The sequence below is a fragment of the Streptomyces sp. NBC_00252 genome (genome assembly GCF_036187565.1).
GTDB lineage: Bacteria > Actinomycetota > Actinomycetes > Streptomycetales > Streptomycetaceae > Streptomyces.
Map to the genome: position 1 here is coordinate 7,459,715 of NZ_CP108087.1, position 12,744 is coordinate 7,472,458.

General features: G+C 69.9%; 12 protein-coding genes. 9 read left to right on the forward strand and 3 right to left on the reverse strand.

Annotated features, from left to right (window positions below):
- Positions 1-55: 55 nt before the first annotated feature.
- Together OHT77_RS33080 and OHT77_RS33085 are read left to right on the forward strand one after the other, a co-directional pair.
- A complete protein-coding gene (locus OHT77_RS33080) occupies positions 56-190 on the forward strand; it encodes an SPW_0924 family protein (RefSeq protein ID WP_266767643.1) in 135 nt (44 codons plus the stop codon).
- A 64-nt stretch (positions 191-254) separates the two neighbouring features.
- Positions 255-1,247 carry a DUF3068 domain-containing protein gene (locus OHT77_RS33085; protein ID WP_328832090.1) on the forward strand — a complete coding sequence of 331 codons (993 nt, stop codon included), beginning with the start codon at positions 255-257 and terminating at the stop codon, positions 1,245-1,247.
- On the opposite strand, the gene hrpB is transcribed toward OHT77_RS33085, so the two are convergent.
- Positions 1,237-3,762 (reverse strand): ATP-dependent helicase HrpB, encoded by a 2,526-nt coding sequence (gene hrpB, locus OHT77_RS33090; RefSeq protein ID WP_328832091.1) that lies wholly within the window; start codon positions 3,760-3,762, stop codon positions 1,237-1,239. The genes OHT77_RS33085 and hrpB overlap by 11 nt on opposite strands.
- 75 nt (positions 3,763-3,837) lie before the next feature.
- Positions 3,838-4,653, reverse strand: coding sequence for a class I SAM-dependent methyltransferase (locus OHT77_RS33095; protein ID WP_328834417.1), 816 nt, complete (start codon positions 4,651-4,653; stop codon positions 3,838-3,840).
- Positions 4,654-5,044: 391 nt separating this feature from the next.
- Between OHT77_RS33095 and rpsA the strand changes: the two genes are divergently transcribed.
- From rpsA to OHT77_RS33120, 5 genes are all read left to right on the forward strand, one after another.
- Positions 5,045-6,550 (forward strand): 30S ribosomal protein S1, encoded by a 1,506-nt coding sequence (gene rpsA, locus OHT77_RS33100; RefSeq protein WP_328832092.1) that lies wholly within the window; start codon positions 5,045-5,047, stop codon positions 6,548-6,550.
- A 270-nt stretch (positions 6,551-6,820) separates the two neighbouring features.
- Positions 6,821-8,347, forward strand: a complete 1,527-nt coding sequence (locus tag OHT77_RS33105; RefSeq protein ID WP_328834418.1) for a flavin monoamine oxidase family protein — start codon at positions 6,821-6,823, stop codon at positions 8,345-8,347.
- A 135-nt stretch (positions 8,348-8,482) separates the two neighbouring features.
- A complete protein-coding gene (locus OHT77_RS33110; protein ID WP_019065292.1) occupies positions 8,483-9,421 on the forward strand; it encodes a PAC2 family protein in 939 nt (312 codons plus the stop codon).
- 56 nt (positions 9,422-9,477) lie between these two features.
- Positions 9,478-10,098: a dephospho-CoA kinase gene (gene coaE, locus OHT77_RS33115; protein ID WP_328832093.1), complete on the forward strand. Its 621-nt coding sequence runs from the start codon at positions 9,478-9,480 to the stop codon at positions 10,096-10,098.
- A gap of 50 nt (positions 10,099-10,148) precedes the next feature.
- Entirely contained in the window at positions 10,149-10,529 is a 381-nt protein-coding gene (locus OHT77_RS33120) for a tetratricopeptide repeat protein (RefSeq protein WP_266767634.1), read from the forward strand.
- A gap of 58 nt (positions 10,530-10,587) precedes the next feature.
- On the opposite strand, the gene OHT77_RS33125 is transcribed toward OHT77_RS33120, so the two are convergent.
- Positions 10,588-10,854, reverse strand: coding sequence for a DUF6343 family protein (locus OHT77_RS33125; protein ID WP_328832094.1), 267 nt, complete (start codon positions 10,852-10,854; stop codon positions 10,588-10,590).
- Between the two features lie 71 nt (positions 10,855-10,925).
- Between OHT77_RS33125 and OHT77_RS33130 the strand changes: the two genes are divergently transcribed.
- Together OHT77_RS33130 and OHT77_RS33135 are read left to right on the forward strand one after the other, a co-directional pair.
- Positions 10,926-11,855 carry an acyltransferase domain-containing protein gene (locus OHT77_RS33130; RefSeq protein WP_328832096.1) on the forward strand — a complete coding sequence of 310 codons (930 nt, stop codon included), beginning with the start codon at positions 10,926-10,928 and terminating at the stop codon, positions 11,853-11,855.
- A gap of 102 nt (positions 11,856-11,957) precedes the next feature.
- Positions 11,958-12,665, forward strand: coding sequence for a class I SAM-dependent methyltransferase (locus OHT77_RS33135; RefSeq protein WP_328832097.1), 708 nt, complete (start codon positions 11,958-11,960; stop codon positions 12,663-12,665).
- Positions 12,666-12,744: the final 79 nt, after the last annotated feature.

Below are 12,744 nucleotides of genomic sequence, written 5' to 3' on the forward strand. Positions count from 1 at the left end.
TTGCTACGGTGCCCGACCTGACGACCTATCAGTTTCTGTCTGTCGGGAGGCCGGCATGCGTGCCCTGATCGCCGCCGCGACCGGACTCGTGCTCGCGTTCGCGCTGGTCCTGACCATCACCGCGATGGGCTCACCGATGGGCAGGACCTCCCCGAAACCACTGCTGACGACGGTGCCCGCGCACCCGTAAACGATTGCGCAAGCGTTTACGTCCACCTCGGCACAGCGTTCAACTCCTAGGGAAGGAGGCCGAGATGCGCCGCAAGGCCAGCCTGATCCTGCTCGCCCTCGCCGTGTTCTTCACCGCGCTGTCCCCGCTGCTGCGCTGGTACGCCTTCCCGCGGCTGGCCAAGATCCCGGCGAACCAGTACCAGGACATGGTCCTGGAGGCGAAGAACGCCACCCTCCTCGACTACGGCACCATGCAGGCCAAGACGGTCCCCAAGGTCACCATCGTGCAGACCCTCAAGGGCGACGTGGAGGCCGCCAAGAAGATCGACAGGACGGCCGGCCGGGACGTCGTCGTCTGGGACGGCCTGTCCTACGTTCAGGGCCCCGACGGCAAGATGGTCTCCTCGATCCCCGAGCGCTACATCTTCGACGCGCACTCCCAGGACCCCGTCCACGCCACCGGCGAGATGGTCGACGGCGACCCGGTGAAGCGGGACGGCATCGAGTTCAAGTGGCCGTTCCTGACGCAGAAACGGGACTACGAGTACTTCGACGCGCAGACCCGCACCACCAACCCCATCCACTACAAGGGCACCGAGAACTTCCGCGGCGTCAAGGTCTACTACTTCGAGCAGACCATCCCCTGGACCAAGGTCCCCTTCCCCAAGACGATGCCCGTGAAGGGCATCACTCCGCAGTCGGTCGCCAAGACGGGCACCACCCGCTGGTACACCACGGTCCGCAAGTTCTGGGTCGAGCCCGTCACCGGGGCACCGGTCTACGGCGAGGAGCTCCACAAGGAGGAACTGCGCGGCGGCACCCTCCTAGGGGGGCGCGAGAAGGTGACGGCGTTCGCCGGCGACGTGAAGATGCGCGAGGACTACATCAAGCACACTGTCGCCCTGGTGAAGTCCAACCGCACCCTCGTCCTGCTGATGGTCTCCTACCTCCCCTGGGGCTTCCTGACCCTCGGCCTGCTCCTGCTGGCCCTCTCCCTCTACCTGGAGGCCCGCAGCAGGCGCCCCGGGGACCCCGCCCCCACCGACGTCCACGAACCGGAACCGGTCACCGCCTGAGCCGTGCGTTGGTGAACCGCGTCGCCTCGGCCGCGGCCGGGTCCTCGGGCCACGGATGCTTCGGATACCGCCCCCGCAACTCGGCCCGCACGCCCTTGTAGCCGTCCTTCCAGAAGGACGCGAGATCGGCGGTGACGGCGGCGGGCCGCCCGGCGGGGGACAGCAGATGCACGAGCACCGGCACCCCGGCGACGCTCGGCGACTCGTGAAGCCCGAACATCTCCTGCAACTTGACGGCCAGCACGGGCTGTTCGGGGTTCCCGTAGTCGATCCGGATCCTGGACCCGCTCGGCACGGCGAACCGCTCAGGAGCCAGCTCGTCCAACCGCCCCGCGTCCCCCGAGGCCCACGGCAACAGCCGCCGCAGCCCCTGCCCCGCGTCGATCCGTCCCAGATCACTCCGCCGCCGCGCCCGCCCCAGCTCCGGCTCCAACCACTCCTCCACCCGCGCGTGCAACGCCTCGTCGGACACATCGGGCCAAGGCTCCCCGACACTCAGCCGCAGGAACGCCAGCCGCTGCCGCAGCACGTGGGCATCCGCCGACCACCGCAACAGTCCGAACCCCTCCTGCCGCAACCCCTCGACCAGCGCATCCCGTACGGCGACGGGATCGGCTTCCTTCAGCGGCCGCACCGCCAACTCGACGGCCCCTAGCCGTTCGACCCGCCGGGCCACCACGTCCCCACCGGCCCAGTGCACCTCGTCCGCCTCGCTCAGCAGCGCCCCGGCCGCGAACCGGGCGACGTCCTCGTCGACCACGGCCCCGAGCTGCACACGCGCGTGCCCCTTGCCGATCGGCCGGTCGGCCACGGCGACCGCGATCCAGGGAGCACCCCTGAGAGCACTGCCCTCGCCGACCTCGGCACGGGTGCCGGAGACGAGGAGATAGGAACCGGCGTCGGCCTTGGCGACACGTTCGGGGTAGGCGAGGGCGGCGACGAGTCCGACGAGGGAGTCGTCGTTGTTTTCGACGTTCACCTTTTTCGGAACGGGGTCACGGGTGGGCGGGTGGGAAATCTCCCCTCCCACGGCCCGCAGCCGCCGAACTTCCGCACGCCACCGCCCGGCATAGGCGTCACCCCCACGCCGGGCACGCCGCAAAACGGACGCGAGGTCATCGCCGTAGTCCCGCGGAGCCTCCTCGCTGAGCAGCGCGACAACCTCGGCGCCGGCCGGACCCGAGTCCAGCAGGGCCCGCCCCAGCCTGGGATGCAGCCCCAGCCGAGCCAACTGCACACCCCGAGCGGTAGCACGCCCACCCGGGTCGACCGCACCGACCGCCGCCAACACACCCCGAGCCGCCGCCATCGCCCCGGCGGACGGCGCATCCAGCAACGCCAACCCGGACGCCCCAGGATCCCCCCAGCACGCCACCTGAAGCGCGAACGCCGTCAGATCGGCCACCTTGATCTCCGGCGCAGGAAAACGCGGCAGACGGGAATCCTCGGCCTCGGCCCAGCACCGGTACACCGCCCCCGGCGCCTCACGCCCGGACCGCCCCGCCCGCTGCCGCCCGGCAGCCTGCGACGCCCGTACCGTCGCGAGCGCGCTCAGCCCACGCGCGTGATCGACCCGCGGCTCGCGCGCCAGCCCCGAGTCGACGACCACTCGTACGCCGGGAACCGTCAGCGAGGACTCCGCGACGGACGTCGCCAGCACCACCCGGCGCCGCGCTCCTGGGGACAGCACCGCGTCCTGCACGGCCGCAGGCGCCCGCCCGTGCACCTGGAGCACCTCGGTCCCGCCCAGGTCGCCCAACTGCCCCGCCACGCGCGCGATCTCCCCGACCCCGGGCAGGAAACACAGCACGTCCCCGTCCCGCTCGCCCAGCGCCCGCCGTACCGTCGACGCCACGTGCGTGAGCAGCGCCGGGTCCACGCGCATGCCGTGGGGCGGCCGTACGGGACGTACCGGAGGCGTCCAGACGACCTCCACCGGGTACGCGACCCCCTCCGCCTCGACCACCGGAGCATCGCCCAACAGTCGGGCCCAGCCCTGCACGTCGGTCGTCGCGGACGCCGCGACCAGCCGCAACTCGGGCCGCAGCGCCTCCCGTACGTCGACCAGGAAGGCGGCCACCGTGTCCGCGTCCAGGTGCCGCTCGTGGCACTCGTCCAGGATCACGGTGTCGACGCCGGCCAACTCCTGGTCCCGCTGGAGGCGTTGGAGCAGCACGCCGGTCGTGACGACCTCCACGCGTGCGTGCCGCCCGACGACCCGCTCGCCGCGCACGGTGTAGCCGACGCTCTCGCCGACCTTCTCGCCCAGCAGCCACGCCATGCGCCGGGCCGCCGCCCGCGCCGCGATCCGCCGCGGCTCGGCGACGACCACCCGCCGCGCGGGACCCTCGTTCCCCGCGCCGAGCAGCCCGGCCAGCGCGAGCGGCACCAGCGTCGTCTTGCCGGTGCCGGGCGGCGCGACGAGCACCGCTGCGCCGCCCGCTTCCAGGGCGGCGTCGAGTCCGGGCAGGGCACTGCGGACGGGCAGCGCGTCGAGGGCGTCGTAGCGGATCACGCCCCCAGTGTCGTACGCCCGGCGAATCGGCCTCTACGCGCGCGTGCCCGCGTTCCGTCAGTTCCTCAGGCCGCGCTAGCGGGCGCGTTCGCAGACGAAGATCGCCGTCCCCGGGATGAGGTTGCCGCGCAGGGGAGACCAGCCGCCCCACTCGGCGGTGTTCCAGGAGGGCCACTCCGGCTCGACCAGGTCCACCAGACGCAGGTCCGCCGCGACGATGTCCCGGACGCGGTCGCCGATCGTCCGGTGGTGCTCCACGTAGACCGCGCGGCCCTCGTCGTCCTGCTCGACGTACGGCGTGCGGTCGAAGTAGGAGGCGGAGACCGTCAGTCCCTCGGGGCCCGGCTCGTCCGGGAACGCCCAGCGGAGCGGGTGAGTGGTCGAGAAGACGAACCGGCCGCCCGGGCGCAGCACCCGGCGCACCTCGCTCAGCACCAGCACCGGGTCGGCGACGAACGGCAGCGCCCCGTAGGCCGAGCAGGCAAGGTCGAAGGACTCGTCCGCGAAAGGCAGCGCGCCCGCGTCGGCGCACACCAGAGGGAACGATCCGCCGATCCGCAGCGCGTGCTGGAGCTGGCGGTGGGAGAGGTCGAGGGCCACCGGGCGGGCACCCTGGGCGGTCAGCCAGCGCGAGCACTGGGCCGCGCCGGCGCCGATCTCCAGGACGTCCTTCCCCTTCAGCTCCTCGGGCGGGCCGAGCAGTTCGGCCTCCACCTCGTCGAGGCCCTCGGGGCCCCACACGAAGCGGTCGTCGCCCAGGAACGTGCCGTGTTCGACCTGGTAGTCGTCCGCGTTCCGGTCCCACCAGCCCCGGTTGGCCCGGGAACTCTCGGTGACGTCGGCGTCACGCCGGGTGGCTTCCGGTTCGAACGCATCGGGCTCTTGGATGATCGGCTCCCTCGTCGTACTCTTCCGTCACCTCTACGGTGCGGCTGTCCCCGGCGGCGTCACTGAAGGGGTGGTTCAGGCCTGCGTGGCCTCGCGGGACACGTTTTGTGCCGGGTATGCGGCGATCCGCCCCGGGTGTGCGCCTTCGCGCATTGACCCTGCCTGGCTGCCCCCGTATGCTACAAGTTGCGCTGCGGGCCTGCGCACCTCAGACGTAGCAGGTTGCGCTCGCATCTGTATGTATGACCCCTCGGTTTTCGAGGCGCCACCGGACACCTGGTGTTCCGGATCGGTGCTTCTTTGGCTGTCCGGCCTTCTACAGAGCGAAGCGAAACGGGCTCCCGGCGTAAGCAGTACCTACGACTTCAATGTCCGTACCGGAGCCCTTTCCCACATGACGAGCAGCACCGAGACCACCGCCACCACCCCGCAGGTAGCGGTCAACGACATCGGTAACGAGGAAGCCTTCCTCGCCGCGATCGACGAGACGATCAAGTACTTCAACGACGGCGACATCGTCGACGGCGTCATCGTGAAGGTCGACCGGGACGAGGTCCTGCTCGACATCGGTTACAAGACCGAAGGCGTTATCCCGAGCCGCGAACTCTCCATCAAGCACGACGTCGACCCGAACGAGGTCGTCGCCGTGGGCGATGAGATCGAGGCCCTGGTCCTCCAGAAGGAGGACAAGGAAGGCCGCCTCATCCTGTCCAAGAAGCGCGCTCAGTACGAGCGTGCCTGGGGCACGATCGAGAAGATCAAGGAAGAGGACGGGATCGTCACCGGTACCGTCATCGAGGTCGTCAAGGGTGGACTCATCCTCGACATCGGCCTCCGTGGCTTCCTGCCGGCCTCTCTCGTCGAGATGCGTCGTGTCCGCGACCTCCAGCCCTACGTGGGCAAGGAGCTCGAGGCCAAGATCATCGAGCTGGACAAGAACCGCAACAACGTGGTCCTGTCCCGCCGTGCCTGGCTGGAGCAGACCCAGTCCGAGGTCCGCCAGACCTTCCTCACGACCCTCCAGAAGGGTCAGGTCCGCTCCGGCGTGGTCTCCTCGATCGTCAACTTCGGTGCCTTCGTGGACCTTGGTGGCGTCGACGGTCTGGTCCACGTCTCCGAGCTGTCCTGGAAGCACATCGACCACCCCTCCGAGGTTGTCGAGGTCGGCCAGGAAGTCACCGTCGAGGTCCTCGACGTGGACATGGACCGCGAGCGCGTCTCCCTGTCGCTGAAGGCGACCCAGGAAGACCCGTGGCAGCAGTTCGCCCGCACCCACCAGATCGGCCAGGTCGTGCCCGGAAAGGTCACGAAGCTGGTTCCGTTCGGTGCGTTCGTCCGCGTGGACGAGGGCATCGAGGGTCTGGTGCACATCTCCGAGCTGGCCGAGCGCCACGTGGAGATCCCGGAGCAGGTCGTCCAGGTCAACGACGAGATCTTCGTCAAGGTCATCGACATCGACCTCGAGCGTCGCCGGATCTCGCTGTCCCTGAAGCAGGCCAACGAGTCCTTCGGTGCCGACCCGGCCTCGGTCGAGTTCGACCCGACGCTCTACGGCATGGCCGCGTCGTACGACGACCAGGGCAACTACATCTACCCCGAGGGCTTCGACCCCGAGACCAACGACTGGCTCGAGGGCTACGAGACCCAGCGGGAGGCGTGGGAGCACCAGTACGCCGAGGCGCAGCAGCGGTTCGAGCAGCACCAGGCGCAGGTCATCAAGTCCCGCGAGGCCGACGCCCAGGCTGCGGCCGAGGGTGTCGACACCCCGGGTGCGGCTCCGGCCGCGGCTGGTGGCGGCGGCGGTTCGTACTCCTCCGAGGGTGCGGACACCTCCGGTGCGCTGGCGTCCGACGAGGCGCTTGCCGCCCTGCGTGAGAAGCTGGCCGGCGGCCAGAGCTGATCACTGAGCAGTAGCTCTTGACTGAGGGGCCGTACCTTCCGGGGTGCGGCCCCTCAGCCGTGTATCGATACAGCCCCGCGCCCCTTGAAGGGCGCTTTTCCTCGGGCTTGCAGAAACGTGCGGGACACGGCAGTAACTGCTGTGCTGTAACTGGTCGTTGCGACGCTTCCCCGGTCATTCGTGATCGGGAAGGGGAGCTGGACCATGGGCAGCAACCAGAGCCGTCGTGCTTTTCTGCGGAACGTGGGTCTCACCGGCGGCGCGGGGACCATGTTCGCGACCATGGGGGCTCTCGGGCTCGCCCCCACCGCGCAGGCGGCCCAGCGGGAGCAGCCCTTCCGGGCGCTGAGTGGCAGCGACTTCACGCTCACCGGGCGCGGCGCGGCCAAGGTGGTCGTCCTCGGGGGTGGTATCGCCGGGCTGACCACGGCGTACGAACTCGGCAAGGCCGGCTACGACTGTACGGTCCTGGAGGCCAGGGACCGTACCGGTGGGCGTAACTTCACCGTCCGGGGCGGTGACACGACGACCGACCTCCACGGCAACCGGCAGACCGCGCGTTTCGCCGACGGGCACTACATGAACTGCGGCCCCGCGCGGATCCCGCAGTGGATGGTCACGCTTGACTACTGCCGTGAACTGGGCGTCCCCATCGAGGTGTTCACCAACGTCAACGCGGACGCGTACATCTACAACGAGTCCACCGGCATGACCAAGCCGGAGCGCTACCGCACCGCCAAGGCCGATGTCTACGGCTACGTCTCGGAGTTGCTCGCCAAGGCCACCGACAAGGGCGCCCTGGACAAGGAGTTGACGGCCACCGACCAGGAGAAGCTCGTCGAGTTCCTCAAGGGGTGGGGAGACCTCGGGGACAAGATGACCTACCAAGGGGGCGACTTCCGCGGGTACTCGACCGTTCCGGCCGCCGCGGGCACTCCTGGTGTGCTGCTCGGGGACGTACCCAGCGCCTCCGAGGTCTTCGCCAGCGGGGTCGGCCGCTACTTCTCCTTCGAATTCGGCTTCGACCAGGCCATGTTGATGTTCCAGCCGGTCGGCGGCATGGACCAGATACCGAAGGCCCTCACCCGGGCGATCGGCGCGCACCGCATCCGGACGGGGGCGGCCGTCTCGAACATCACCGACAAGGGGAGCGGTGTTTCGGTCACGTACTCCCAGGGCGGCCGCACGAAGATGATCGAGGCCGACTACTGCGTCGGCGCGCTGCCGCCCAACATCCTCGCCAGGATCCCGCACAACCTCGGCACCGGCGTCCAGACCGCACTGGAGGCGATCCCCCCTTCGTCCGCCGCGAAGATCGGCCTGGAGTACACGTCCCGCTGGTGGGAACTGGATCACCGGATCTACGGCGGCATCACCGAGACCGACCAGGACGTCACCCACATCTGGCACCCTTCTTACGGTTTCCACGGTGAGCGGGGCGTCCTGATCGGGTACTACAACTACGACGACGACGCGGACTCGTACGCGAAGCTCACCCCCAAGGGGCGGGAGGAGCGGGCGGTGGCCGTGGGCGTGAAGATCTACGGCGAGAAGTACCGCAGCGAGCTGGCCTCGTCCTTCTCCCACCACTGGCGTCAGACGCCCCACCTGGAGGCCGCGTGGCACGACACCCCCGGTGGCCCCGACGACGCCCGCTACAAGCCGCTCAACGACCCCACCGGACGTGTCTACTTCGCCGGCGACTGGCTGAGTTACACCGACGCCTGGCAGCACGGCGCGTTCTCCTCCGCCCGCAAGGCTGTGACCGCACTCCACGCGCGCGTGCTGTCCTCGTGACGTGGACACCCACCCGGTGACTCGGGGGAGCGGTGCATGAAAAGCCCGTAAGAGGTGCCTGATCAGAGGCATGGGCGGGAATGCCCATGCCCTGGAGGGCGTTGTGCAGTACGAACACGAGGAGGAGCGGTCACTGTGCTTGATCCGCAGGGTTTGTACGCATGGGAGCCGAAGGGCCTGGCAGTCGTCGACATGGCGCTCGCACAGGAGTCGGCCGGTCTTGTCATGCTCTACCACTTCGACGGATACATCGACGCGGGCGAGACGGGCGACCAGATCGTCGAACGTCTGCTCGACACGTTGCCCCACCAGCTCGTGGCCAGTTTCGACCACGACCGGCTCGTCGACTACCGCGCCCGCCGCCCGCTGCTGACCTTCAAGCGGGACCGGTGGACCGAGTACGAGGAGCCCACACTCGACGTACGACTGGTCCAGGACGCCACCGGCGCCCCCTTCCTGCTCCTCTCCGGCCCCGAGCCGGACGTGGAGTGGGAGCGCTTCGCCGCGGCCGTCCAGCAGATCGTGGAGCGGCTCGGCGTCCGCCTGTCCGTGAACTTCCACGGCATCCCCATGGGCGTCCCGCACACCCGGCCCGTCGGCGTCACACCGCACGGCAACCGGAACGACCTCGTCCCGGGGCACCGCAGCCCCTTCGACGAGGCGCAGGTCCCCGGCAGCGCCGAGGCGCTCGTCGAGTACCGCCTCATGGAGGCCGGTCACGACGTCCTGGGCGTCGCCGCGCACGTCCCGCACTACATCGCCCGCTCGCCCTACCCGGACGCGGCCCTGACCGTCCTGGAGGCCATCACGGCGGGCACCGGACTGGTCCTCCCGGGCATCGCGCACTCGCTGCGCACGGAGGCCCACCGCACCCAGACCGAGATCGACCGCCAGATCCAGGAGGGCGACGAGGAACTCGTGGCGCTCGTCCAGGGCCTGGAGCACCAGTACGACGCCGCCGCGGGCGCCGAGAGCCGCGGCAACATGCTCGCCGAGCCGGTCGAGATCCCCTCGGCCGACGAGATCGGGCAGGAATTCGAGCGCTTCCTGGCGGAGCGCGAGGGCGACAGCTAGGCGGCGGCCACCGGTCACCCGGTGCCCTGTCGGTGACAGGCCGTAGGCTTCGGTCCATGCTGAAGGTCGGCCTCACCGGGGGCATCGGTGCCGGTAAGAGTGAAGTGTCACGGCTGCTCGTGAGCCACGGGGGCGTGCTCGTCGACGCCGACCGCATCGCGCGCGAGGTCGTCGCGCCCGGAACTCCGGGGCTGGCGGCCGTCGTCGAGGCCTTCGGGGAGGACGTGCTCGCCCCGGACGGCTCCCTGGACCGCCCCAAGCTGGGCTCCATCGTCTTCGCCGACCCCGAGAAGCTGGCCGTCCTCAACGAGATCGTCCACCCCCTGGTCGGCCGGCGGTCCCGGGAGCTCGAGACGGCCGCGGCCGACGACTCCGTGGTGATCCACGACGTTCCCCTCCTGGCCGAGAACGCCCTGGCCGCGCTGTACGACCTGGTGATCGTCGTGGACGCGAGCCCCGAGACCCAGCTCGACCGGCTGGTCCGGCTGCGCGGGATGACCGAGGACGACGCACGCGCGCGGATGGCCGCCCAGGCGACGCGCGAGAAGCGGCTCGCCATCGCGGACATCGTCATCGACAACGACGTACCCCTGGAGGCGCTGGAGCGGCGCGTCCAGGACGTATGGGCCGAACTCGCGCGCAGGGCACACGCGCCCCAGCAGCCACCCCAGGAATAGCGGCCCTTTCCGCGGGCGTTGAAACGTCCGAGTGAGGGAAGGACTTTGCCGTGCCCGAGAACAGCGGAACGACCGGACGTACTCCGGAGACGCATGTCATCGACTTCCGCGCCGCCGAGCAACTGCTCGCCGCGCGGGACCCGCGGGGCGCGGTGAAGCTGCTCGACGGCGTCATCGACGCGTACCCGGAGAACACGGCGGCCCGGCTGCTGCGCGCGCGTGCCTTCTTCGCGGCCGCGCAACTGCGCCCCGCCGAGCTGGAGTTCACCATCGTCCTGGAGCGCGAGCCGGACAACGCCTTCGCGCACTTCGCACTCGCCCGCACCTACGAGCGGCAGGGCCGAGCCGACCAGGCCAAACGCCACTTCCGGCTGGCCGCAGCGCTCGACCCCAACCCGCAGTACCTGAAGGCGGCCCGCTTCGACGCGTAGGCGCGTCCCCGTAGAGCGCGCGTTCACCCGTAGAGCGCGTTCAAACGTTTACGCACGGTCAGGGGTGGCGGTGCTCCGGGGGACGGTACGGCGGGATGTCGCGACCCGGCTGGTAGTGCGGGCCCTGGTGCAGGTGTCTGAGGATCATGGCCATGTCGATCGTGACGACCAGCCACAGCACCCCGCAGGCCGCCGCCCACCCGGGGCGCCCGGCGAGCGCGAACGCCGCCGTGCCGAAGACCGTCCAGACCAGCCCCCACACGCTCAGCCAGAAGCGCGCCCGCAGGGGACTGCGCGCTGTCGTCGGCTCACTGCCCGTACGCATCAGGATCACTGCTCCTCCTTGCAACGTACTCTTCGGGGCGGACGTTCTCCACAGGGAGGGGAAAGCGCACCGTGCTGCCGGACGCCGACGAACTGCCCGAGGTCCTGCTCGACCTCGCCGTACCCCATGAGGACATCAACGAACTGGTGCGACTGCGCCGGGAGTTGACACGGAACACCGACGCGGCGCGACTCCTGGAGGAGTGCGTCGGAGAGCTGGTGAAGGACATCGGGGAGCACGGTCACTGGGACCGGCTCACCGAGCTGCTCCTGGCCCGCCTCCCCGAGGCGCCGCCCGAGATCGGCGGCTACTTCCCCGTGTACGTGTTCGCCGCCGCGCTGCCCTACACGCGCGCGTACCACCGCGAACGCGGCATCCCCACAGACGTCTCCCGGCGCACCCTCGCCGACCTGGGACGCAACGTCGCGGTGCACCGCAGACGGTACGGCGAACCAGGGCTGCCGTTCCCGCAGTGGCTCGTCCCGCACTTCCGCGGCGAGCTGTACCAGCTGGGGCGGCTGCAGTTCGAGCGGGCGCGGCTCGGCGAGCGCACCGCGCAGGCGCTCACGGCGGCCGGGCTGGACGCCGGTCCGGAGACGCCGTCCCTGAACCTGCACATCCCCGACTACTCCGGGCCGCTCACCCCGGCCGCGTGCGACCGCTCGCTGGACCTGGCCCGCGCGTTCTTCGCCCGGCACTTCCCCGAGGAACACCACGAGGTCGCGACCTGCCACTCCTGGCTGCTCGACCCGCAGTTGAAGAAGTACCTGTCCGCCGACTCCAACATCGTCCGCTTCCAGGACCGGTTCCGGCTGCTCCGCGAGGACGCGGAGCCTGCCGACACCGAGCCCGTCCAGTTCGTGTTCGGGCACCCCGATCAGCCGGCGGAGAGCCTGCCCCGGCGCACGTCCGTGGAGCGGGCCGTCGGGGACCATCTGCGGGCGGGCGGGCACTGGTACCTCGGACACGGGTGGTTCCCGCTCCAGCAGCCTCCGGTCTGACGGCGACCTCCCCAACCGTTGCCTCTCCAACGGGAATTGACTCGTACGAGTGAACCAGTGCGAGTCGGGAACGGGCGTGCGGACGCGGTCCGTTGGACGGGCATGCGAATCGAAATGCGTGAGGGGTACGAGGGGACAGGACCCGGGGCGATCACTCCGGACGGCTGCGCGGTCGAGCTGTACTCACGGCTGCCGATCGGCCAGGAGCCGGACATCATCGCCGCGGCCGTGCCTGCGGGCGCGCACATCCTCGAACTGGGCAGCGGGGTGGGCCGGATGACCCACCCCCTCCTGGAGCGCGGGTTCACGGTCACGGCGGTCGACGAGTCCGCCGAGATGCTGGAGCGCGTCCAGGGGGCGCGGACGATATGCAGCCCGATCGAAGACCTCGACCTGGGCGAGACGTTCGACGTGGTGATGCTCGCGTCGTTCCTGGTGCACGCCGGGGACGTCGAGGTGCGGCGGGGGCTGCTGCGGACCTGTGTACGCCATGTCGCCCCGGGCGGCACCGTGTTGATCCAGCGGGAGGGCGAGAACTACCACACCGCCCTGCCGCGCGAGCGGGTCGACCCCAGCGGCTTCACCGTACGGATGGTGTCGGCGGAGCCCGTCGGGGACGGGGTCAATTCGGTGCGCGCGGAGTATGTGTTCCCGGACGCGGTCTGGACCCAGACGTTCCTGGCCCGGCCGTTGACCCAGGACCAGTTCGAGGAGGCGCTGGCGGAGGCAGGGCTGAGAGTGGACAGCTATCTGACACCGGACCGGATATGGGTGCGGGCGGTGCCGGTGGCGGCGACTGCGGCGGAGTAGTTGAGGAAATCCCGTGCGGCAGCGATGAGTTCGAGGGCGAGGGTCGGTCTATCCCTGTGACAGCAACACGGACCGCTTG